Here is a 22,414-nt window from a genome sequence, read left to right as displayed (position 1 = left end):
TCTTCAAACCAGAAGCAGTCCGGGAAGGCTATTCCGGGTAAGGGCTTTCCCAGCTGGCCCTCATGTCCGCGGCGGGTGGATCGCCGCCGGTGCGGGGCTGCCGATGCCGTCCAGGGCAGTCCTACCGGGCCCCTGCGGCCATCCGCGTTAACCGAGTCTCAATTCGACGATATCGAGCTAGACTGGCCGCGACCGAGCCAGTCGCGCTGTCTAGGAATGTCTGCAATGTGACTCGGTGTTTGTGCCAGTTGCGTTCTACTCGACCAATTGCGTCCGCAAGGTCAGGATCATTCACATGACCACATAAAGCACCATTCCACGCCAGCTCACCAGCCAGAGCTCTCAACGTGCCCACCAGCTCTGATAGGTCTGTGAAATCGACTTCGATGCCGGTCGCGGGACCCTGCGCCTCATCCGGTGCTCGCATACCGAACAAGGCTAGACAGACACTTCCACCAGATACAAAAGTTTTCCACAAGCCCGGACAGCCGTGAGCGAAGCCACTCGGATTGACGCCCGCCACTCTCTACGATGGAGGGGCAGCGCCTGAGGCGTGAGCCGTGCCAGTTCGGCGACTATTTTTCATTAGTGGTATTGGAGGCGGACAGCCGCATGTCCACAGAGGTCCAGCAACTTGATCGCGTAGTCATCAGGATCGCGGGTGACTCTGGGGACGGCATGCAGCTGACCGGCGACCGCTTCACCCAGGAGACGGCCAACTTCGGTAACGACCTGTCCAGCCAGCCCAACTTCCCCGCCGAGATCCGGGCGCCTGCCGGGACGCTGGCCGGGGTCTCGTCGTTCCAGCTGCACTTCGCCGACCACGACATCCTGACCCCGGGTGACCGGCCCGATGTGCTGGTGGCGATGAACCCGGCGGCTCTGAAAGCCAACCTCGGCGACCTGCTCAAGGGCGCCACGATCATCGTCGACACCCGTGACTTCACCGAGCGCGCGCTGGCCCGGATCGGCTGGTCCTCCAACCCCCTGACCGACGGCACCCTGGACTCGTTCACGGTGCACGCCCTGGACCTCACCCAGCTGACCCTGGACGCACTGGCCCACACCGACCTGTCCCGCAAGGACGCCGGACGCTCCAAGAACATGTACGCCCTGGGGCTGCTGTCCTGGATGTACTCCCGGCCGATCGAGGGCACCCTGCAGTTCCTGCGGGAGAAGTTCGCCAAGAAGCCTGAGATCGCCGAGGCCAACATCGCGGCGTTCAGGGCCGGCTGGAACTACGGCGAGACCACCGAGGCCTTCGGCGTCTCCTACGAGATCAAGCCGGCTCCGCTGGCCCCCGGCAGCTACCGCAACATCGCCGGCAACCTGGCCCTGGCCTACGGCCTCATCGCGGGCGCCCAGCTGACGAAGCTGCCGCTGTTCCTCGGCGCTTACCCGATCACGCCGGCCTCCGACATCCTGCATGAGCTGTCCAAGCACAAGCGCTTCGGCGTGACCACCTTCCAGGCCGAGGACGAGATCGCCGGCATCGGCGCGGCGCTGGGCGCGTCATTCGGCGGCGCGCTGGGTGTCACCACATCCTCAGGACCCGGCATCGCGCTCAAGGCCGAGACGATCGGCCTGGCGGTCAGCCTGGAGCTCCCCCTGGTGATCGTCGACGTCCAGCGTGGCGGCCCGTCCACCGGCCTGCCTACCAAGACCGAGCAGAGCGACCTGTTGCAGGCGATGTACGGCCGTAACGGCGAGGCGCCGGTGCCCATCGTGGCGCCCCGCTCGCCGGCGGACTGCTTCGACGCCGCCATCGAGGCGATCCGGATCGCCACCGCTTACCGCACGCCGGTGTTCCTGCTCTCCGACGGCTACATCGCCAACGGCTCGGAGCCCTGGCGACTGCCCGAGCTGGCGGAGTTGCCCGACCTCACGGTCAGCTTCATCGACAAGCCCAACGGCGAGGACGGGGAGTTCCTGCCTTACCTGCGCGACCCGGAGACCCTGGCGCGGCCGTGGGCCATTCCGGGCACCGCCGGGCTGGAGCACCGGATCGGCGGCATCGAGAAGGCCGACAAGACCGGCAACATCTCCTACGACCCGGACAACCACGACTTCATGGTCCGCACCAGGCAAGCCAAGGTCGACGGCATCGCCAAGACCATCCCGGCGCTCGAAGTCGACGACGCCACCGGCGACGCGAAGGTGCTGGTGCTGGGCTGGGGCTCGACCTACGGCCCGATCGGAGCTGCGGTGCGGCGGGTGCGCCGGTCCGGTCACTCGATAGCCCAGGCTCACCTGCGCCACCTCAACCCGTTCCCGGCCAACCTGGGAGAGGTGCTGGCCGGTTATGACAGGGTCGTCATCCCGGAAATGAACATGGGCCAGCTCGCGTTGTTGGTCCGAGGCCGCTATCTCACCGACGTCATCTCGGTGACCCAGGTTCGGGGGATGCCCTTCAGAGCGGCCGACCTCGCCGACATGTTGCAGGGAGTTGTGACCAGCAATGACTGACCTCGGGCTCAAGGCCAAGGACTTCAAGACTGACCAGGAAGTTCGCTGGTGCCCTGGCTGCGGTGACTACGCGGTGCTGGCCGCGGTCCAGGGCTTCATGCCGGAGCTCAACATCCCCCGCGAAGACATCGTCTTCATCTCCGGCATCGGGTGCTCCTCCCGCTTCCCGTACTACATGAACACCTACGGCATGCACTCCATCCACGGCCGGGCGCCGGCGATCGCCACCGGCCTGTCGACCAGCCGTCCGGACCTCAAGGTGTTCGTGGTGACCGGTGACGGCGACGCCCTGTCGATCGGTGGCAACCACCTGATCCACTCACTGCGCCGCAACGTCAACCTCACCATCCTGCTGTTCAACAACCGCATCTACGGCCTGACCAAGGGCCAGTACTCCCCCACCAGCGAACGCGGCAAGGTCACCAAGTCGACCCCGATGGGATCGCTGGACAACCCGTTCAACCCGGTGTCGCTGGCGCTGGGCGCCGAGGCCACCTTCGTCGGCCGCACGCTGGACTCCGACCGCAAGCACCTCACCTCGGTGCTGCGGGCCGCCACCGAGCATGAGGGCACCTCGCTGGTCGAGATCTACCAGAACTGCAACATCTTCAACGACGGCGCCTTCGACCTGCTCAAGGACTCCGACACCAAGGGCGACTGGATCATCGGGCTGGAGCACGGCAAGGAGATCCGGTTCGGCTCGGTCGACTCACCCGCTTCCAAGGCCGTGGTGCGCGACCCGCTCACCGGCGCCCTCAGCGTTGAGGACGACGTCGCCCAGGGCGACCCGCGGGTCGTGGTGCACGATGCCCACGCCCAGGACCCGTCCTACGCTTTCGCGTTGTCTCGGCTGTCCCAGATCGATTCCCGGTACTCGCCGATGGGCGTCTTCCGCGATGTCACGCGTCCAAGCTATGACCAACTGCTCAACGACCAGCTTTCGGTGGCCAAGGCTCAGGCGCCCGGTGACGCCGCCGCGCTGAGCAGCCTGCTGCGCGGCAACGACGCCTGGACGGTCGGCTGAGGCTATTGCTGACTGGTAGTCGAAAGGGTCTTGCCTACGGCGTAAGCGCTTACTTGTGCTGGGGGCTCTTTCCGCTCTACTGGCCGTTGCTCAAACCAGCGAACGCCGTGGAGATCCTGGCCCAGCGGATGGTCTGGTCGCTGATCCTGATCGCCGCGGTGCTCGCGGTGACCCGCCACTTCACCGCGGTGCGCCGACTGGCCGCGGACCGCTCCAAGCTTGCGCTGCTGGCGCTGGCGGCCGTCCTGGTGTCAGTGAACTGGGGTGTCTACATCTGGAGCGTCAACAGCGGTCATGTGATCGAGACCAGCCTCGGTTACTTCATCAACCCGCTGTTCACCATCCTGCTTGGCGTGCTGGTGCTCAAGGAGCGCCTCAGCCGGACCCAGTGGGTCGCCGTGGCAATCGCGACGTTGGCCATCGTGGTGCTGACCCTGGACTACGGCAGGTTGCCATGGGTCGCCCTGACGCTGGCGATCAGCTTCGGTTGTTACGGCTTCATCAAGAAGAAGGTCAACGCCAGCGCCCTGGAGTCACTGGCCGTCGAGACCGCGGTGCTGGCTGTTCCCGCGCTGGTGGCCCTGATGCTGCTGGCCAACCAGTCCGAACTGGCTTTCGGCCACCACGGGGTGCCGAATGCCTTGCTGCTGGCCGGCACCGGCGTCGTCACGGCCATACCGCTTCTGCTGTTCGGGGCAGCGGCCCGGCGCCTTCCGCTGACCACCCTCGGCCTGCTGCAGTACCTGGCGCCGATCATGTCGTTCGGAGTGGGGGTGGGCATCCGGCACGAGCCGATGCCACCTGTCCGGCTGCTGGGCTTCGCCCTGGTGTGGCTCGCGCTCGTGGTGCTGACGGCGGACGCTGTGAGACGACGGCGCCACAAAGCCAGCCTGGCTACCCCTGCTCACGCCGTCGCAGCCTGATCCGGTGGGGCCCTAAAGGGGTCTGCGCTCGTCAAAGGTGCGTCGGCGGGTGCCTAGGACGACCAGGCAGAGTGCGATGAGGCCCACCACGATCAGCAGCACCAGTGGCCAGATTCCGACGGAGAGGCCGGCCTGGGCGATCCGCTTGGGCAGGGTCAACACCGCCTGTTGCTGCGGCGTGCTGGCAGCGGGCTTTCGCTGCTGGACGGGCGCTGCCGGCCGGGGGCTCGGCGCGGCGGGTCGGGCCGGCGGCGGGGTAGTCCCAGTTGCCTGGCTGGGGCCTCCGCCTTGGCCGGCGCCAGAGCCTTGGGCGCCGACCGACTGACCGGGACCGGAGGTTCCGCCTGGGACGTTGGCTGCGGGCAGGGCCGGGACAACAGTCGCCAGCGGGGGACGGCTTGGCGGCGCCACGGTGCTAGGCGGCACGATGCTAGGCGGCACGGTGCCGCTCGGCAGCAGCCGTTGGACTGCCTTCCGCGCTCTCTCCGCCTCCGCCTCGGCCCGCGCCCGCGCTTGCGCAGCGGCCCTCTCGGCCTCCTCGCGTAGCTTGGCCGCGGCTTGCGCCGCCCCTAAGCGATCAGCCAGCTTGCCCGTGGACGGCGAGGCGGGCTGGTCATCCCCACCCCCGGGAAATCCACCGAATCCGACCGCGCCGGGAAGCCTCGGCTCAACGTAGGACCGATCGCTTTCAGATCGCTTGTCGCTGTCGCGCTGGCTGGGCGCCAGCCGCCGTTGGGCAGCGGCCTTGGCTTGCTTCAACGCCTGGGCGGCCTTGGCTTGCTTCAACGCCTTGGCGGCCTTGGCTTGCTTCAACGCCTTGGCTTGCTTCAACGCCTGGGCTTGCTTGGCCTGCTTCAACGCCTTGGCTTGCCTCAACGCCTCGACGTTGGCCGCACGGTCTCTGGTGGTCTTGGCGTGCGCGGCCCTGGCCAGTGCGGCCTTGCGCGCGACCGCTTGGCGTGCCGCCTGCTGAGCGCGCGCTCGAGCTGCCCGTTGCTTGGACTTGGCGGCTCGTTCCCTTGCCGTGACCGCGCGAGGCTTGGCTGGGGCCAACCCCGCGGAGTGAGCGGCTGAGTTACCGGCTGTCAGCGCGAATTGGCGCAACCCTGCGGCCTCGGCCGGCCCCGGCAGCAACACCGTGCTCGTCAAGGCCAGGACGCAGAGCATCGCCGCTGCCCTGAGGCCGCGCACGCCTCTGACTCGCCTGCCGAGGAAGGTCACGAGTGCCACCGGTGAGAAGTCATAACGCCCATATCATTTTATCTTGCGCGGAGTGAAGCCGTGCTTACACGGAGTGAACACCGTCTGGTAATAGAACCACACAGAAGCAATACGCGCGAAGTAAAAGTTGGGCAATTCACCCCCCAAAGCTAGGCAGACCATATTTCGATCACACAGAGTCACCGATCTGCAGACACGCGACAGCCAGTGACAGCCCCCCGTTCGCTTCGCCTGGGCAGGCGCCTCATGCGGAGGTCGAGTCGGGCAGTCCGCACTCAGGTCCTGAGCAAGGACGGCTACGGGCAGGCCCTCCGGGGCTCCTCAGGTGCGCTCTGCTCAGGCGGTCCGGGCAGCTGCCTTGGCCCGGGCGCGCTCACGCTGCTCGACGAAGCGGTTCGCCTGCGCGTCCAGCTGGCTGACAAACCGCGCCAGCTCCTCGCGGGCTTGCTCGCCGGCCGGGCCCAGGTCATCGCGGCCGAAGACGTTCCAGAACTTCAGCACGGGAGTGATCACCGCGTCATGGTGCAACCGCAAGTCATAGATGCCCGCCTTGGCGATGGTCACCGAGTTGCGCATGAAGTCCGGCATGTTGGCGCCGGGCATCTTGAAGCCGATCACCTCGTCGCGGACCGCGGCCATGGTCTCATCAGGCGCTATCTCGAAGGCGGCGGCGATCAGGTTCCGGTAGAAGACCATGTGCAGGTTCTCGTCCTGCGCGATGCGAGCCAGTAGCTGCTCGGCCAGCGGGCAGCCGGTGGCCTTGCCCGTGTTGCGGTGCGAGACCCGGGTCGCGAGTTCCTGAAAGGACACGTAGGCCACGGCTTCCAGGGCTGTCTTGTCGCCTGAGTCATACCCGGCGACCATGTGCTCCATCCGCAGGCCCTCGAGCTTGACCGGGTCCACCCCGCGGGTGACTACCAGGTAGTCGCGTAACGCGATGCCGTGGCGGCCCTCTTCAGCGGTCCACTGGCCGACCCACTGTCCCCAGGCGCCGTCGCGTCCGAACTGGGTCGCGATCTCACGGTGGTAGGAGGGCAGGTTGTCCTCGGTCAGGAGGTTCACGATCATCGCGGTCCGGGCGACCGGGTCCAGCGGCGAGTCCTCGGGCTTCCAGTCCTCGCCCCCTAGGAAGGCGAAGTCACGGCCCCGGCTCCACGGCACGTAGTCATGCGGCATCCACGGCCGGGCCACTGACAGGTGGCGTTCGAGGTTGTCCTCGACGACTGGTTCCAGCTCGTGCAGCAGGCGGGCCTGAAAGCCCTCGGCGCCCGACGGGATCTTGGTCGTGGTCATGGTCATCTGGAGCTCCCCGGCGTCGGTGGCAAACATACCTACGCTTACGTAGGTTACGCCTTTTTCAGGACTGCTCTGGCCGGCCAGTCAGCCGCTGCGGACCACTACCAGGTCGGCCAGCGCGTGCAGGGCCGCCTTGGCCGGCAACTCCGGCAGCCCGGCGATGGTCGCCCGAGCCGACTCGGCGTACTCCAGCATGGTGTGCTTGGCCTGCTGGATCGCCTCGGAGGACCGCAGCAGCGCCAGCGCCTCGGCGTGCTCGGCGTCGTCCTCGATGGGCCTGCTGATGAGTTCACGCAGCCGTGCGCCGGCCGCGGCGGTGTCCTGCAGCGCGTAGAGCACGGGCAGCGTCTGAACGCCCTCGCGCAGGTCAGTGCCCGGCGTCTTACCTGATTGGACGAACTCCGAGGCGATGTCGAGGATGTCGTCTGAGATCTGGAAGGCCATGCCGAACTGCTCGCCGAAGGCCCGCAGGCAGTCGACTGTCTGCTCGTCGACTCCGGCGAAGCGAGCGCCGAGCTCGGCCGAGGTGGCGATCAGCGAGCCGGTCTTGTCCGCCAGCACCGACAGGTAGTGATCCACCGGGTCTACCCCCGGCTTGGGACCGACCGTCTCGCGAATCTGGCCGGTCACCAGCCGCTCGAAGCATCGAGCCTGGATCCGGACCGCCTCTGGGCCGAGATCAGCCAGGATGTCCGAGGCCCGGGCGAACAGGAAGTCGCCGGTGAGAATGGCGATGGTGTTCGTCCAGCGGGTGTTGGCCGCAGTGGCCCCGCGCCGGACGGTCGCCTCGTCCATCACGTCATCGTGGTACAGGGTGGCCAGGTGGGTCAGCTCACAGACCACCGCCGACATCACCACCCCATCGCTGTCGGCGGTGGCATCCCCGAACTGCGCGGCCAGCAACGCCAGCAACGGCCGGAACCTCTTGCCGCCGGCGTTGACCAGGTACTTCGCGACGCCGGCTACGAATTCGTCCTCAGAGCGAACCGCTGCCTGCAGGGCCGACTCGACGGCCTGCAGGCCTTCTCGGATCGTCGCTTCCAGGGCCGGGTCGTCAAACTCGATTCCGACAGCCAGGAGAGAGGACTGGTAACTCACCCGCGTAACTTCGCTGCCTTGTCGGCGAGATCCAGCAGGGGCTGCGGGAAGACGCCCAGCACCAGGGTGGCGGCGGTGCCCACGGTGATCGCGATGGTGGACATCGCCGACGGGATGGCCACCGTCGGCCCGTCCTCGGCCGGCTCGGCGAAGAACATCATCACCACGATGCGCAGGTAGAAGAACGCCGCGACGGCCGAGGCGATCAACGCGATCACCACCAGCGGCCCGGCGATGTCGTACGCGGCCCGGAACACCACGAACTTGCCGGTGAAGCCGCTGGTCAGCGGGATGCCGGCCAGGGCCAGCAGCAAGAAGGTGAAGGTGATCGCGAACAGCGGTGACCTGCGCGCCAGGCCCGACCACTGCGACAGGTGATTGGCCTCGCCGTTGCCGTCGCGAACCAGCGTCAGCAGGCCGAAGGCGGCGATCGTGGTGAAGCCGTAAGCGGCCAGGTAGAACAGCACGCTGGACAGCCCGGCCGCGTCCAGGGACACCAGCCCCACCATGATGAAGCCGGCATGGGCGATGGAGGAGTAGGCCAGGATCCGCTTGAGGTCGGTCTGGGTCAGGCCCACGATCGAGCCCACCACCATTGACGCGATGGCCACTGCCCAGATGATCGGACGCCAGTTCCAGGCGCTGACCGAGAAGCCGACGTAGAGCACCCGGATGATGGCGCCGAACGCCGCGATCTTGGTGCACGAGGCCATGAAGGCGGTGACCGGCGTCGGCGAGCCCTGGTAGACGTCGGGTGTCCAGGAGTGGAACGGCGCGATTCCGGCCTTGAACAGCAGGCCCACGATGAGCAGCCCGAAGCCGAGGTACAGCAGGGTGTCGGACTGGGTGGAGCTGTTCTGGGCCTGCAGGATGTCGAACAGGTCGACCGAACCGGCGTAGCCGTAGAGCAGGGCCACGCCGTAGAGGAAGAACGCCGAAGCGAACGCGCCCAGCAAGAAGTACTTGATGGCCGCTTCCTGGCTCAGCAGCCGACGTCGGCGCGACAGCCCGGCGATCAGGTACAGCGGCAGCGACAGCACCTCCAGCGCCACGAACATCAGCAGCAGGTTGTTGGCCGCCGGAAAGATCAGCATGCCGCTGATGGCGAACATGCTCAGGGGGAAGATCTCGGTCTGGACGCGCTCGCTGCTGGCCAGCCTGCGGTCCGCCGGTGAGCCCACGATCACCGCCGCCGAGGCGACGATGGCGCCGCCGGGTTCGACCGCGCGCTCGGCCATCATCAGCAGCGACAACGCGCCCAGCACCAGGATGGCCCCCTGCAGGAACAGGGTGACGCCGTCGATGGACAGCGCGCTCGAGGCGGTCAGGGTGGACCGCCCGCGCAACATGATCACAGCGACCAGGGCCGCCAGCAGCGCCAGCAGCGCCAGCCCCAGCTGGAGGTGGAACCGGCGCTGGCGCGGCGCCAGCGCCTCGACCACGATGCCCAGGCAGGCCGCGCCCAGCACGATCAGGATCGGCGCCAGCGCCGAGTAACTGATCGAGGGGGCTTGCACCGGACTGGTGTCAGCTGCCAGCACGACGTTCAGCGGGCTCACTTTTTTCCTCCGGGCTGGGCCGCCTGCTGAGGCTGTGGATCGGTCTGGCCGATGTCGTTCATGGTGAACTCCACAGCCGGGTTGATGATGTCGATGACCGGCTTGGGATAGATCCCCAAAGCCAGGATCAGCACGATCAGCGGCGAGACGGCCAGGACCTCGCGCAGGTTGAGGTCGCGGAAACCGCTGACCTTCTCTTTCAGCGGGCCCTGCATGGTGCGTTGGTAGAGCAACAGGACGTAGATCGCGGCCAGGATGATGCCGGTGGTGGCCAGGATCGCCAGCGTCTTGTGCCGGGTGAAGGCGCCCAGCAGCGTGAGGAACTCGCTGATGAAGGTGCTCATCCCGGGCAACGCCAGCGCCGCCAGGCCCGCGATCAGGAAGACTCCGCCCAGTCGGGGAGCCACCTTGGCGGCACCGCCGTAGTCGGCGATCAGCCGGCTCTTGCCGCGGGCCACCACGTAGCCGACCACGATGAACAGCAGCCCGGTCGCCAGGCCGTGGTTGACCATGTAGAGCACGGCTCCGGTGCCGCCCTGGGTGGTGAAGGCGAAGATCCCCAGGCCGATGAAACCGAAGTGGGCCACCGAGGTGTAGGCGACCAGCCGCTTCATGTCGCGCTGGCCCATCGCCAGGAAGGCCGCGTACAGCACCCCGATCACCGACAGGATCAGGATCGGCTTGGCGAAGTCGCGCGAGGCCTCGGGGAACAGCGGCAGGCAGTAGCGCAGGAAGCCGAAGGTGCCGACCTTGTCCAGCACGCCCACCAGCAGCGCCGCCCCGCCGGCCGGCGCCTCGGCGCCGGCGTCGGGCAGCCAGGTGTGGAACGGGAACAGCGGCGCCTTGATCGCGAAGGCGATGAAGAATCCGAGGAAGAGCCACTTCTGGGTCGCGCCGGTGGGCACGTTGCCTACCAGGTCGGTGAAGGCGAAGCTCGAGGTGCCCGAGCTGACGTAGACGCCGATCACCGACGCCAGCATGAGCAGGCCGCCGACCAGGGAGTACAGGAAGAATTTCATCGCCGCGTACTGCCGGCGGGGGCCGCCGAAGCTGCCGATGATGAAGTACATCGGCACCAGCATGGCCTCGAAGAACACGTAGAACAGGAAGACGTCGGTGGCCGCGAACACCCCGATCATGAAGACCTCGAGCAGCATCACCAACCCGAAGAAGGTCTTTGGCGACCGGGTGGTGGAGGTTCGCAGTTCCTCAGCGCTCTCGACGCTGTCGAAGCTGTGCCAGGACGAGAGCACCACGCAGGGCACCAGCAGGGTGGCCATCGCGATCAGCACCAGGGCGATGCCGTCCAGTCCGAAGGCGAAGTGCACCCCCAGGTTCTCGATCCACACCCAGGAGCAGCTGAACTGGAAGCGGCTGGCGTTCTCGGTCGTCTTGAACGCCACGCCCAGCACGACGGCGTAGCCGAAGGTGAGCACCGAGGCGGTTAGCGCGATTTGCTTGGCCAACAGATCACGTCCGGCCGGCAAGGCGAAGATCAGCAGGCTACCGAGCAGCGGAATCGCGAGCAGCCCGAGCAGGCTGGCGTTGTGCATCAGGAGAACCTCACCGCGAGCAGCGCCGCGAGTACCACCGCGGTGCCGGCCAACATGGACAGGGCGTAGGACCGGACGAAGCCGGTCTGCAGCCGACGAAGACGGCCCGAGCCGCCACCGAGGCCGGCGGCCAGGGTGTTCACCGCGCCGTCAATGCCCCGGTTGTCGAAGAACACCAGGCCGCGTACCAGCCACTGTCCTGGCCGCATGAGCACCGTTTCGTTGAAGGCGTCGGCGTAGAGATTGCGCCGGGCGGCGACCGTGACCGGCGAGCCGACCGGCTGCACGACCGGCACCGGCCGCACCGCGAACGCCACGATGCCACCGGCCACGCCGAAGGCGACCACCAGCAGCGTGATCAGCGTCAGCACGGCCGGCGAGATGGTGTGCAGGCCCTCCTCCACCGACTCCCCGACCGAGGGCTCGAGCCAGTGCTGGAACCCGCCGCCGAACACCAGCAGCCCGCCGCCGACCAGCGACAGCAAGCCCAGGATCACCAGTGGCGCCTTCATGACCATCGGAGCCTCATGCGGGTGCACGTCGTCCTCCCACCGGCGACGGCCGTGGAAGGTCATGACCAGCGCCCGGGTCATGTAGAAGGCGGTCAGGCCGGCGCCCAGCAGCGCCACCCCGCCCAGCACCCAGCCGCTGACGCCGCCCTTGTTGAAGGCCGCCTCGATGATCTTGTCCTTGGTGAAGAACCCGGTGGCGAACGGGAACCCGATGATGGCCAGGTAGCCGCAGACGAACACCCCGTAGGTGACCGGCAAGACCCTGGCCAAACCACCGAACCGGCGCATGTCGATCCGGTCGTTCATCGCGTGCATCACCGAACCGGCCGACAGGAACAGCGCCGCCTTGAAGAATCCGTGCCCGATCAGATGCATGATGCCGATCGCGTACACGCCCTCGCCGAGCCCGACGGCCAGGAACATGTAACCGATCTGGCTGACCGTGGAGTAGGCCAGCACCCGCTTGAGGTCGTCCTGGCCGAAGGCGCAGACGCAGCCGTAGAGCAGCGTGATCGCTCCGACGATGACCACCACCGTCCGGCCGGTCTCGGTGAGGTTGAAGATCGGCGCCGACCGGGCGATCAGGTACACCCCGGCGGTGACCATGGTGGCCGCGTGGATCAGGGCCGAGACCGGGGTGGGGCCCTCCATCGCGTCGGGCAACCAGGTCTGCAGCGGGAACTGCCCGGACTTGCCACAGGCGCCGAGCAGCAGCATCAGGGCGATCGCGGTGACCACGCCGTTGGACAGGCCGTCGACCCCGGCGAAGACGCCCTCGAAGTCGGTGGACCCGACATAGGCGAACATCAGCATGATCGCGATGGACAGCCCGACGTCACCGACCCGGTTGGCGATGAAGGCCTTCTTGGCGGCGGTTCCGGCTGACTCGCGGGTGTAGTAATAGCCGATCAGCAGGTACGAGGCCAGCCCGACGCCTTCCCAGCCGACGTAGAGCACCAGGTAGCCGTTGGCCAGGACCAGCAGCAGCATCGCGGCGATGAACAGGTGGAAGTAGCCGAAGAATCTCCGCCGACCTGGGTCATGGCTCATGTAGCCGACCGCGTAGATGTGGATCAGCGAGCCGACTCCGGTGATCAGCAGGACGAAGGTCAGCGACAGCGGGTCGAGCAGGAACCCGACGTCGACGTTGAAACCGCCCACCGGCACCCAGCTGAACAGGTGCAGGTTGCGCTCGCGCTCCTCGCTGGCCTCACCCTTGATCGAGAAGAACAGCAGCACGGCGTAGCAGAAGAGCAGCACCGGAACGAGCGCGCCCAGCAGGTGACCCCACCGGTCGGCACGCTTGCCCAGCAACAGCAGGGCAGCGCTGGACAGCGCCGGCAGTGCCACCAGCAGCCAGGCTGCGGACTGAATACCGTGAGCGGCGTTCACTGTTTCGAATCTCTCCTTAGTACTTCAGGAGGTTCGCGTCGTCGACCGAGGCCGACCGCCGCGTCCGGAAGATGGACATGATGATGGCCAGGCCCACCACGACTTCAGCCGCGGCCACCACCATCACGAAGAAGGCCATGATTTGGCCGTCCAGGGTGCCGTTGATGCGGGAGAAGGTCACCAGGCTCAGGTTCACCGCGTTGAGCATCAGCTCGACGCACATGAAGACCACGATGGCGTTGCGCCGGACCAGCACTCCGACCGCGCCGATGGAGAAGAGCGCGGCGGACAGCACCAGATAGTAGGTAGGGGTCATGAGGCGACCACGCCTTTCCGGTCGCCGGGACACTCGGTCATGAGGCGACCACGCCTTTCTGGTCGCCGGGACACTCGGTCATGAGGCGACCACGCCTTTCCGGTCGCCGGACACTGGCCTCACAGCCGCCCGCTTTCGGGTCCGGGCAGCGCGTGCGGCGCGCCGACGCTGATCTCTGCCCCGCTGCCCAGCAGCGACTCGGCGGCGACGGAGCCGTCCGGCAGCAGCGCCGGGGTGCCCACCGCGTTGCCTGAGGACAGCACACCGGGGCCGGGCAGCGGCTGTGGCCGGCCGGAGCGGATCCGCTCTCTGGCCAGGGACTTCTGGCTCGCCCGAGGACCCTCCCGCTCGATGTGGGCCAGCACCATCGCCCCGACGGCGGCCACGATCAGCAGCGCCGAGGTCAGCTCGAAGGCGAATAGGTACTTGGTGAACAGCAGGTGCGCGATCCCGTTGACGTTGTTGCCGTACTGGGTGTTGGCCGCGTCCAGGTTCTTCACGTCCTGGCCGGTGAACGCGCGTCCGATCCCCAGCGCCACCAGCAGGGCGAACGCGACCCCGGCCACCAGGGCCGCTGCCCGCTGGCCCCGCAGCGTCTCGACCAGCGAGTCCGCCGAGTCCCGCCCGACCAGCATCAGCACGAACAGGAACAGGATCATGATCGCGCCGGTGTAGACGATGATCTGCACCAACCCCAGGAACGGCCCCTGCTGGATCAGATAGAACAGCCCCAGGCACATCATCGTCGCGACCAGCGACAGCGCCGAGTGCACCGCGTTGCGCAGCAGCACCATGCCGATCGCGCCGAGCAGCGCCACGGGGCCGAGGATCCAGAACGCCACCGCCTCACCGGTGCTCACCTGGCTGGCTGCCAGCACCGCCTGAGCCCCACTCATGCGTGGTGCCCGCCGACCTCGATAGCGGGTCCGGTGATGGGTCGGCCGGCGACGTTGGCGGCGCTCTGCGGCGCTCCCACATCCTTGCGAGGGGTGTAGTACGCCTTCTCGGTGTCGCCCAGGCGCATCGGATGCGGCGGCGCCTCCATGCCGGGCAGCAGTGGGGCCATCAACTGCTCCTTGGTGTAGATCAGGTCCTGCCGGTTGTCCAGGGCCAGCTCGTACTCGTTGCTCATGGTCAGCGAACGGGTCGGGCAGGCCTCGACGCACAGGCCGCAGAAGATGCAGCGCAGGTAATTGATCTGATAGACCTTGCCGTAGCGCTCACCTGGAGAGAACCTGGCGTCCTCGGTGTTGTCGCCGCCCTCGACATAGATCGCGTCCGCCGGGCAGGCCCAGGCGCACAGCTCGCAGCCGATGCACTTCTCCAGGCCGTCCGGATGCCGGTTCAGCACGTGCCGGCCGTGGTAACGCGGCGCCGTCGGGAAGACCTCGAACGGGTACTGCTGGGTGTAGACCTTCTTGAACATGGTCGAGAAGGTCAGGCCGAAGCCGGCGGCGAAGCTGCCCAGGGTCGCGTTCGGGTGGTTGAACGCGTCCTCGTTGAGCGCGACCGCCGAGACGTCCACCGGCGCCGGCAGCCCGGTCTGGACCGCCGGCCTCACCTCGGTCCCGGAGACCTCTGCCTGCCGGCTCCGCGGCGCGGCGGCCCCGGTCGGCTCTGCGGCGTCGTCCGCTGACGGCTGCGGAGCTGGTTTGTCAGCCATGTGAGGGCCCTTCGGGGAGAGGACGTTCAGGAGCGGGCAAAGCCGGCGAGCTCACGCCGGCGCTGACCAGCCTGGGTGAGGGCGGCACCACCAGGTCCATCGGCGGGATCGGGAAGGACGCCGGGCGGGCGGCCTCCTCGGCTTCCTCGGCGGCCGACTCAGCCTCGATCCGCTTCGAGCGACGGGCGTCCAGCGCTGCCCACAAGATGATCAGCGCGATGATCGGCAGGCCCACCAGCAGCATCACGGTGACGGCGCTCCAGCCCCGGTCCCGCAGCACCCGCATGGTGGTGACGGCCAGGATCCAGACCAGGTTCAGCGGGATGAGCACCTTCCAGCCGAAGTGCATGAACTGGTCGTAGCGCATCCGGGGCAGCGTGCCGCGCAGCCAGACGAAGCCGAAGATGAACAGGATCACCTTGGCGGTGAACCACAGGATGGGCCACCAGCCTGAGTTGGCGCCCTCCCACAACGACAGCGGGAACGGCGCCCGCCAGCCGCCGAGGAACAGCGTGGGCGCCAGCGCCGAGACGGTGACCATGTTGATGTACTCGGCAAGGAAGAACAGGGCGAACTTCATCGAGGAGTACTCGGTGTGGAAGCCGCCGACCAGCTCGGACTCGGCCTCGGGCAGGTCGAACGGCGCCCGGTTGGTCTCGCCGACCATGGCGATCAGGTAGATGCCGAAGGACACGAACAGCGGGATCGCGTTCCACAGGTGCTCACGCTGGTAGTCCACGATCCCCGACGTCGACATCGTGCCGGCGTAGAGGAAGACCATCACCATCGACAGGCCCATGGCGACCTCGTAGGAGATCATCTGGGCCGCCGAGCGCAGGCCGCCGAGCAGCGGGTAGGTCGAGCCGGAGGCCCAGCCCGACAGCACGATGCCGTACACCCCGAGGGAGGAGCAGGCGAAGATCACCAGCACGCCGACCGGCAGGTCGGTCAGTTGCAGCATGGTGCGCTCGCCGAAGATCGAGACCTCCGGGCCGAACGGGATCACCGAGAACGCCAGGAAGGCCGGCACGGTGGAGACGACCGGGGCGATCCAGTACACCGGCTTGTCAGCCAGCGTCGGGATGATCTCCTCCTTGAAGGCCAGCTTCACGCCGTCGGCCAAGGACTGCAGGGTGCCCCACGGCCCGACCCGGTTGGGGCCGATCCGGTTCTGCATCCGGCCGACGACCTTGCGCTCGAACACGATCGAGAACAGCGTCATCACGACCAGGAACGCGAAGACCGCGACCACCTTGAGCAGGATCAGCCAGAACGGGTCGTGCCCGAAGCCGGCCAGCGTCGCGTTGGGATCGGTCTCGGCCAGAAGAAGGGTGGGCCCCGTGTTGATCATCGCCTACCTCCACTCACTGGAACCGTCACGCGCCGAACCCGGTTCGACGCGAGTCACCGCAACCTGATCACCATGGACTGCCCGCAGCACCTTACGCACCGACCCCTCGCGGTGGTTGGTCGGCAGCCACACGACGCCGGCCACCGCCCGTTCGGCCAGTTCGACGGGCGCGGTCAGCGAGCCGTGCGCGGTGCTGAGCGTGACCAGGTCACCGGCGCTGACACCCAGCTCCGCGGCAGTGGACGCGGCCAGCATCACCCGCAGCGGCTTGCTGGTGCCGGCCAGGTTCAGCTCGCCGTCGGTGAGCCGGCCGCCGTCGATCAGCTCGTGCCAGGTCGCCAGCGCCAGGCCGGACCCGGTGGGGGCCGGACGCGGACGGGCCGGCTCGGGCCGAGGTCCGCGGCCGGCGCTGACCCCCAGCACTGCCAGCTCGTCGCGCGCGCTGGCTGGGCCCGGAAGCCCCAGGTCGATGTCGAGCTCGTCGGCCAGGGCGTTGAGCACCCGGCCGTCAGCCATCTGGCCGGTGTTGGTCAGAGTCAGGTCGAACGGCCGGCGCCGGCCCTCCCACGTGACGAACCGGCCCGCCTTCTCGGCCGCCACTGCCACCGGCAGCACCACGTCGGCATGAGCGGTGACCGCTGAGTGCCGAATCTCCAGGCTCACCACGAAGCCGGCCGCGGCCAGCGCCGCTTCGGCCAGCGCCGGATCCGGCAGGTCGGCCAGCTCCACGCCGCCGACCAGCAGGCCACCGAGTGGGGCCTCCTCGGCCAGCACGGCGGCCAGCATGCCGGACACGTCCCGGCCGGGCGTGCTCGGCACGGTCGCGTTCCAGACCCGCTCCACCTCGGCGCGGGCGGCGTCGTCGGCGACCGGGCGGCCACCGGGCAGCAGGTTCGGCAGCGCGCCGGCGTCCACCGCCCCGCGCTCACCCGCCCGTCGAGGCACCCAGGCCAGCCGGGCGCCGGTGCTGGCGGCCAGCTCGAGCACCGCGCTCAACGCTCCGGGCACCACGGCCATCCGCTCGCCCACCAGGATGACCCCGGTCGCCAGCGCCGCTCGCAGCGGGCCGTCCACGGCGGCGATCGCCTCTGCCTCGGCGCCTGGCGCCGTCGGCAGCAGCCGGCCGGCGAGCTTGTCCAGACCGCGACTGGCTAGCGCGGCGATCGAGTGCACCTCGCACCGGCCGTTGCGGACGCCCTTGTGCAGCCGCAGGAAGGTGATCGGCGACTCTTCCTCCGGCTCGAAGCCGACCAGCAGGACCGTGCCGGCCTGCTCCAGGTCGGCGTAGGTGAGGGCCCCGGTCTCGGGCGTGGCGCCGGCCACCGCCGCGCCGAGGAACGCCAGCTCCTCATCCGAACCCGGCCTGGCCCGGTAGTCGACATCGTTGGTGCCCAGGGCCATCCGGGCGAACTTGGCGTAGGCGTAGGCGTCCTCTTCGGTCAGCCGGCCACCGGGCAGCACGCCGACCCCGCCGTTGTCCCGAGCCCGGGCCAGCCCGGCCGCGGCCGCTTCCAGGGCCTGCGGCCAGGACGTCTCGACCAGCTGGCCGGAGTGGTCGCGGATCAGCGGGGCCAGCAGCCGGTCGGGCTGGTTGACGTACTGGAAGGCCCACCGGCCCTTGTCGCAGTTCCATTCCTCGTTGACGGCGGCGTCCTCACCAGCGAGCCGGCGAGTGATCTTGCCACGCCGCCAGTCGGTGCGCAGCGCGCAGCCCGACGAGCAGTGCTCGCAGACGCTCGGCGTCGACATCAGGTCGAAGGGCCTGGCCCGAAAGCGGTAGGAGGCGCCGGTCAGCGCGCCGACCGGGCAGATCTGCACGGTGTTGCCGGAGAAGTAGGACTGGAACGGGGTGTCGGTGGAGGTGCCGATCTGCTGCTGGGCGCCTCGCTCGAGCAGGTCGATGAAGGGGTCGCCGGCGATCTGCTCTGAGAACCGGGTGCAGCGCTGGCAGAGCACGCAGCGTTCCCGGTCCAGCAGGACCTGGCTGGACACCGCGACGGGCTTGGCGAAGGTGCGCTTGATCTCAGAGAACCGGGAGTCGGCGCGGCCATTGCTCATCGCCTGGTTCTGCAAGGGGCACTCGCCGCCCTTGTCGCAGACCGGGCAGTCCAGCGGGTGGTTGATCAGCAGCAGCTCCATAACACCCTGCTGGGCCTTGTCCGCCACCGCCGAGGTCAGCTGGGTCTTGACGACCATGCCCGGCATGACCGTGGTGGTGCAGGAGGCGGCCGGCTTGGGCATGCCGCGGCCGTTGCCCATGTCGGTCACCTCGACCAGGCACTGCCGGCAGGCGCCGGCGGGCTCCAGCAACGGGTGATCGCAGAAGCGCGGAATGTGGATGCCCAGCTGTTCGGCGACCCGGATCAGCAGGGTGCCCTTGGGAACCGAGATCTCGATGCCGTCGATGGTGACGGTCACCAGGTCCTCGGCCGGACGCTGCCCGGCTGCGGGCTTCTCGGGTGCGACAGTCATGCGTGGGCTCCGGTCAGGGCTGGGGCGTGCGACTCGGCGCCGCTGTTCGGGTTCTTCGCGATCAGGGCGAGGTACTCGTCCTTGAAGTACTGGATGGAGGAGGTGATGCAGCTGGTCGCGCCGTCACCCAGCGCGCAGAACGAGCGGCCCAGGATGTTGTCGCTGACGTCGAGCAGGACGTCGAGGTCGGCCAGCGTGCCCTGCCCGTGCCAGATCCGCTCCAGGATCTGGGCGGTCCAGTAATTGCCCTCGCGACAGGGGGTGCACTTGCCGCACGACTCGTGCTCGTAGAACTGCGTCCACTTCAGCACGGCCTGCACCACGCTGTCGTCGGAGTCGAACACCATCACCGCCGAGGTGCCGTTCATCGAGCCGTTCTTGGCCACCGCGTCGAAGTCCAGCGGCACGTCCAGGTGCTCGGCGGTGAACAGCGGCGTCGAGGACCCGCCGGGCGTCCAGAACTTCAGCGGCTTGCCACGGCTCATGCCCCCGGCCAGCTCCAGCAGCTCCCGCAGGGTGGTGCCCATCGGCGCCTCGTACTGGCCCGGGTTGGCCACCCGTCCGGACAGCGAGTAGATCGAGGTCCCGGGCGAGCCGTCCGGGCCCATCTGCTTGTGCCAGGCGGCGCCGCCCAGGACGATGTAGGGCACGCTGGCCAGGGTGCCGACGTTGTTGACCACCGTCGGAGCGTCGTAGAGGCCGTTGGTCGCCGGGAACGGGGGCTTGAGCCGCGGCTGGCCGCGCTTGCCTTCCAGCGAGTCCAGCAGCGCGGTCTCCTCGCCGCAGATGTAGGCCCCGGCGCCGGCGTGCACGGTCATGTCGAAGCGCAGGCCGCTGCCGAGCACGTTATCGCCGAGGTAGCCCTTGGCGTAGGCCTCATTCACCGCCTGGCTGACCCGGCGGATCGCGTGCACCGCCTCGCCGCGGATGTAGACGAAGGCGTGCTGGGCCCGCACGGCGTAGCAGGCGATGATGATCCCCTCGATCATCGAGTGCGGGTCGTTCATCATCAGCGGCAGGTCCCGGCAGGTGCCCGGCTCGCCCTCGTCGGCGTTGACCACCACGTAATGCGGCTTGGCGGCCTGGCCCGGCTTGGCCTGCGGAATGAACTGCCACTTCATGCCGGTCGGGAAACCGGCGCCGCCGCGGCCTCGCAGATTGGACTCCTTGACCAGCGTGATCAGCTCGTCCGGCTGCATCGTCAGGGCCTTGCGCAGGCCGGCGTAGCCGTCGAGCTTGACGTAGTTGTCCAGCAGCCACGGCGCGTTGGCGCCGAACCGCTTGGTCAGGACCGGAGTAAGCGGCATGTCACTTTCCCTTGTCAGCTTCGTCAGCTGTGTTGGTTCGTTCGCTCTGGCCGCCGGTGGGTGAGTCCGCGGCCGGATCGCTTTTGAAGGTGTTCAGCGGCGCGTCGTTGGAGCTGGTGTAGTCGGGCTTGCCGGAGTTGTCGGCTGCCGTCTGCTCGGCGTCGACGGAGCTGGCCTCGGCCTCGTCACCGGGCGGGTAACCCGGCGCCTGCTGGTTGAGCCGCTGGGCCAGCCGGACCCCGGCCTCGGTCTGCGGCCCGGTGGCCTGCGCCCGGATCGAGGCCGGCCGCTGGTCGACGAAGCCGGCGATCTGGCGCGAGATCTCCTTGAAGCTGCACAACGGCGCGCCCCGGGTCGGCTGCGGCCGGTTGCCCGCCCGCAGCTCGGTCACCAGGCCCACTGCCGAGTCCACGCTCTGGTTGTCGAAGAACTCGTAGTTGACGGTCACGATCGGGGCGTAATCACAGGCGGCCAGGCATTCGGCGCGCTCCAGCGTGATCGAGCCGGGCTCGCCCGCGGCGCCGGCGGTCTCGTTCATCCCGACGCCGAGCAGCTCCGACAGCGCCTGGTAGATGTCATCGCCGCCGAGCATCCCGCACAGGGTGTTGGTGCAGACGCTGACGAGGTACTCACCGGCCGGGGACCGCTTGTACATCGTGTAGAAGGTGGCCACCGCGGCCACCTGGGCCTTGGTCAGGTCCAGCACCTGGGCGCAGAAGGCGATTCCGTCGGCTGAGACGTAGCCCTGCTCGGACTGCACCAGGTGCAGCATGGGCAGCAACGCCGAGCGGGACTGGCCCTGCGGGTAACGGGCGACTATCTCCAGCGCCGCGGCGCGCACGTCCGCGTCGAAGACGGCCGGGTCACCGGGCCGTCCGATGTCGATGAGGCTTAGCCGAGTGTTGGCCATCAGCGGTCACAGCCACCTATCACCGGGTCGATCGAGGCGATTGAGGCGATCACGTCGGCGATCTGGCCGCCGATCGACATCGCCGCGGTCGCTTGGAGGTTGATGAACGAGGGCTCGCGCAGATGCACCCGGTAGGGCCTGGTGCCGCCGTCGGAGACCACGTGCGCGCCGAGCTCGCCGCGGGGGCCCTCGATCGGCACGTAGACCTGCCCGGCCGGCACCCGGAAGCCCTCGGTGACCAGCTTGAAGTGGTGGATCAACGACTCCATCGAGCCGTTCATGATCTTGTTGACGTGCGCGGGCGAGTTGCCCATGCCGTCGGAGCCGATGGACAGCTGGGCCGGCCAGGCGATCTTGGGATCGTCGACCATCACCCGCCCCGGAGTCTGCTCGATCCGCTCGATGACCTGGGAGATGATCCGAAGGCTCTCGCGCATCTCGGCGACCCGAACCACGAACCGGCTCCAGCAGTCGCCGCCGTCGTCGGTGGGGACGTCGAAGTCATAGGTCTCATAGCCCAGGTACGGGTCGGTCTTGCGCAGATCCCAGGGCAGGCCGGCGGCCCGCAACAGCGGGCCGGTCACGCCCAGGGACAGGCAGCCCTCGACGCCGATCCAGCCGACGCCCTTGAGCCGGTTGATCCAGATCGGCTGGCCGCGCAGCAGCCGGTCGACGTCCCGGATCTCCTTGTCCATCTCCTTGATCCAGTCCCGGATCTTGGGCAGGGCGTCCTCGGGAAGGTCCTGGGCCAGGCCGCCCGGCCTGATGTAGGCGTGGTTCATCCGCAGGCCGGTGATCAGCTCGAAGATGTCCATGCAGCGCTCACGGGCGCGGAAGCCGTTGGTCATCGCGGTCAGCGCGCCCAGCTCCATGCCGCCGGTGGCCAGCCACACCCAGTGCGAGGAGATCCGGTTGATCTCCATCATCATCAGCCGGATCAGGTTGGCGCGTTCGGGCACCACCGTGCCGAGCAGCTTCTCCACGGCCATCGAGTAGACCGACTCGTTGAACAGGTTCGCCAGGTAGTCGCACCGGGTCACGAAGGCGCTGCCCTGGGTCCAGTTGCGGAACTCGGCGTTCTTCTCGATGCCGGTGTGCAGGTAGCCCACCACCACCCGGGCGTCGGTGACCGTCTCGCCTTCGAGCTCGAGCACCAGCCGCAGCACGCCGTGGGTCGAGGGGTGCTGCGGGCCCATGTTGATGACCAGCCGCTCGTCGTGCAGCGGCTCGGCGCCCAGCACCGAGTCCCAGTCACCGCCGGAGACGTTGAAGATCCGTCCCTCGGTGGTCTCGCGGGACGGGCTGTAGATATCAGAAGTCGTCATCGGTTATGCCCCTCACTTCTGGCCGA

At 68.0% G+C, this 22,414-nt stretch carries 17 protein-coding genes; 3 read left to right on the top strand and 14 right to left on the bottom strand.

Annotated elements, in window-relative coordinates; all coding sequences use genetic code 11:
- The first annotated feature begins 612 nt into the window (after positions 1 to 612).
- From VGB75_07270 to rarD, 3 genes are read left to right on the top strand one after another with little or no spacing between them, the layout of a single operon-like run.
- Entirely contained in the window at positions 613 to 2,466 is a 1,854-nt protein-coding gene (locus VGB75_07270) for a 2-oxoacid:acceptor oxidoreductase subunit alpha (protein ID HEY0166828.1), read from the top strand.
- Entirely contained in the window at positions 2,459 to 3,490 is a 1,032-nt protein-coding gene (locus VGB75_07265; protein ID HEY0166827.1) for a 2-oxoacid:ferredoxin oxidoreductase subunit beta, read from the top strand. Before VGB75_07270 ends, VGB75_07265 begins: the two co-directional genes overlap by 8 nt.
- A 5-nt stretch (positions 3,491 to 3,495) precedes the next feature.
- Positions 3,496 to 4,413 (top strand): EamA family transporter RarD, encoded by a 918-nt coding sequence (gene rarD / locus VGB75_07260; protein ID HEY0166826.1) that lies wholly within the window; start codon positions 3,496 to 3,498, stop codon positions 4,411 to 4,413.
- Between the two features lie 12 nt (positions 4,414 to 4,425).
- On the opposite strand, the gene VGB75_07255 is transcribed toward rarD, so the two are convergent.
- From VGB75_07255 to VGB75_07190, 14 genes are all read right to left on the bottom strand, one after another.
- On the bottom strand, positions 4,426 to 5,643 hold the full coding sequence (locus VGB75_07255; GenBank protein HEY0166825.1) for a hypothetical protein: 1,218 nt from the start codon (positions 5,641 to 5,643) through the stop codon (positions 4,426 to 4,428).
- A gap of 327 nt (positions 5,644 to 5,970) precedes the next feature.
- Positions 5,971 to 6,933, bottom strand: a complete 963-nt coding sequence (locus VGB75_07250) for an acyl-ACP desaturase (GenBank protein ID HEY0166824.1) — start codon at positions 6,931 to 6,933, stop codon at positions 5,971 to 5,973.
- 81 nt (positions 6,934 to 7,014) lie between these two features.
- Complete coding sequence (locus VGB75_07245) at positions 7,015 to 8,028, bottom strand: polyprenyl synthetase family protein (GenBank protein HEY0166823.1); 1,014 nt, start codon at positions 8,026 to 8,028, stop codon at positions 7,015 to 7,017.
- The gene (gene nuoN, locus VGB75_07240) at positions 8,025 to 9,587 is read right to left on the bottom strand and encodes an NADH-quinone oxidoreductase subunit NuoN (protein ID HEY0166822.1); all 1,563 of its coding nucleotides are present in this window, start codon (positions 9,585 to 9,587) and stop codon (positions 8,025 to 8,027) included. Before nuoN ends, VGB75_07245 begins: the two co-directional genes overlap by 4 nt.
- The gene (locus VGB75_07235) at positions 9,584 to 11,140 is read right to left on the bottom strand and encodes an NADH-quinone oxidoreductase subunit M (protein ID HEY0166821.1); all 1,557 of its coding nucleotides are present in this window, start codon (positions 11,138 to 11,140) and stop codon (positions 9,584 to 9,586) included. Before VGB75_07235 ends, nuoN begins: the two co-directional genes overlap by 4 nt.
- Positions 11,140 to 13,044 carry an NADH-quinone oxidoreductase subunit L gene (gene nuoL, locus VGB75_07230; GenBank protein ID HEY0166820.1) on the bottom strand — a complete coding sequence of 635 codons (1,905 nt, stop codon included), beginning with the start codon at positions 13,042 to 13,044 and terminating at the stop codon, positions 11,140 to 11,142. Before nuoL ends, VGB75_07235 begins: the two co-directional genes overlap by 1 nt.
- Positions 13,045 to 13,060: 16 nt before the next feature.
- Positions 13,061 to 13,360 (bottom strand): NADH-quinone oxidoreductase subunit NuoK, encoded by a 300-nt coding sequence (nuoK, locus tag VGB75_07225; GenBank protein ID HEY0166819.1) that lies wholly within the window; start codon positions 13,358 to 13,360, stop codon positions 13,061 to 13,063.
- Between the two features lie 119 nt (positions 13,361 to 13,479).
- Positions 13,480 to 14,256: an NADH-quinone oxidoreductase subunit J gene (locus tag VGB75_07220; GenBank protein ID HEY0166818.1), complete on the bottom strand. Its 777-nt coding sequence runs from the start codon at positions 14,254 to 14,256 to the stop codon at positions 13,480 to 13,482.
- Positions 14,253 to 15,023: an NADH-quinone oxidoreductase subunit NuoI gene (gene nuoI / locus VGB75_07215; GenBank protein ID HEY0166817.1), complete on the bottom strand. Its 771-nt coding sequence runs from the start codon at positions 15,021 to 15,023 to the stop codon at positions 14,253 to 14,255. The genes VGB75_07220 and nuoI overlap by 4 nt, the downstream gene beginning before the upstream one ends.
- Entirely contained in the window at positions 15,016 to 16,374 is a 1,359-nt protein-coding gene (gene nuoH, locus VGB75_07210; protein ID HEY0166816.1) for an NADH-quinone oxidoreductase subunit NuoH, read from the bottom strand. Before nuoH ends, nuoI begins: the two co-directional genes overlap by 8 nt.
- Positions 16,375 to 16,377: 3 nt before the next feature.
- Positions 16,378 to 18,846, bottom strand: coding sequence for an NADH-quinone oxidoreductase subunit G (locus VGB75_07205; protein ID HEY0166815.1), 2,469 nt, complete (start codon positions 18,844 to 18,846; stop codon positions 16,378 to 16,380).
- The gene (gene nuoF, locus VGB75_07200; protein ID HEY0166814.1) at positions 18,843 to 20,153 is read right to left on the bottom strand and encodes an NADH-quinone oxidoreductase subunit NuoF; all 1,311 of its coding nucleotides are present in this window, start codon (positions 20,151 to 20,153) and stop codon (positions 18,843 to 18,845) included. Before nuoF ends, VGB75_07205 begins: the two co-directional genes overlap by 4 nt.
- Position 20,154: 1 nt before the next feature.
- On the bottom strand, positions 20,155 to 21,063 hold the full coding sequence (gene nuoE, locus VGB75_07195) for an NADH-quinone oxidoreductase subunit NuoE (GenBank protein HEY0166813.1): 909 nt from the start codon (positions 21,061 to 21,063) through the stop codon (positions 20,155 to 20,157).
- Positions 21,063 to 22,388, bottom strand: a complete 1,326-nt coding sequence (locus tag VGB75_07190; GenBank protein HEY0166812.1) for an NADH-quinone oxidoreductase subunit D — start codon at positions 22,386 to 22,388, stop codon at positions 21,063 to 21,065. The genes nuoE and VGB75_07190 overlap by 1 nt, the downstream gene beginning before the upstream one ends.
- Positions 22,389 to 22,414 lie beyond the last annotated feature (26 nt).

The organism is Jatrophihabitans sp., assembly GCA_036399055.1.
Classification (GTDB): Bacteria; Actinomycetota; Actinomycetes; order Mycobacteriales; family Jatrophihabitantaceae; genus Jatrophihabitans_A.
This window is presented reverse-complemented; position numbering and strand designations above follow the sequence as displayed.

What these genes read in the sequence shown, in the direction of transcription:
- VGB75_07220 (HEY0166818.1), bottom strand. Translation starts at nt 14,256, where the DNA reads ATGAGTGGGGCTCAGGCGGTGCTGGCAGCCAGCCAGGTGAGCACCGGT.
- VGB75_07265 (HEY0166827.1), top strand. Translation starts at nt 2,459, where the DNA reads ATGACTGACCTCGGGCTCAAGGCCAAGGACTTCAAGACTGACCAGGAA.
- nuoF (HEY0166814.1), bottom strand. Translation starts at nt 20,153, where the DNA reads ATGCCGCTTACTCCGGTCCTGACCAAGCGGTTCGGCGCCAACGCGCCG.
- VGB75_07190 (HEY0166812.1), bottom strand. Translation starts at nt 22,388, where the DNA reads ATGACGACTTCTGATATCTACAGCCCGTCCCGCGAGACCACCGAGGGA.
- VGB75_07270 (HEY0166828.1), top strand. Translation starts at nt 613, where the DNA reads ATGTCCACAGAGGTCCAGCAACTTGATCGCGTAGTCATCAGGATCGCG.
- VGB75_07250 (HEY0166824.1), bottom strand. Translation starts at nt 6,933, where the DNA reads ATGACCATGACCACGACCAAGATCCCGTCGGGCGCCGAGGGCTTTCAG.
- nuoK (HEY0166819.1), bottom strand. Translation starts at nt 13,360, where the DNA reads ATGACCCCTACCTACTATCTGGTGCTGTCCGCCGCGCTCTTCTCCATC.
- VGB75_07235 (HEY0166821.1), bottom strand. Translation starts at nt 11,140, where the DNA reads ATGCACAACGCCAGCCTGCTCGGGCTGCTCGCGATTCCGCTGCTCGGT.
- nuoI (HEY0166817.1), bottom strand. Translation starts at nt 15,023, where the DNA reads ATGGCTGACAAACCAGCTCCGCAGCCGTCAGCGGACGACGCCGCAGAG.
- nuoH (HEY0166816.1), bottom strand. Translation starts at nt 16,374, where the DNA reads ATGATCAACACGGGGCCCACCCTTCTTCTGGCCGAGACCGATCCCAAC.
- VGB75_07205 (HEY0166815.1), bottom strand. Translation starts at nt 18,846, where the DNA reads ATGACTGTCGCACCCGAGAAGCCCGCAGCCGGGCAGCGTCCGGCCGAG.
- nuoE (HEY0166813.1), bottom strand. Translation starts at nt 21,063, where the DNA reads ATGGCCAACACTCGGCTAAGCCTCATCGACATCGGACGGCCCGGTGAC.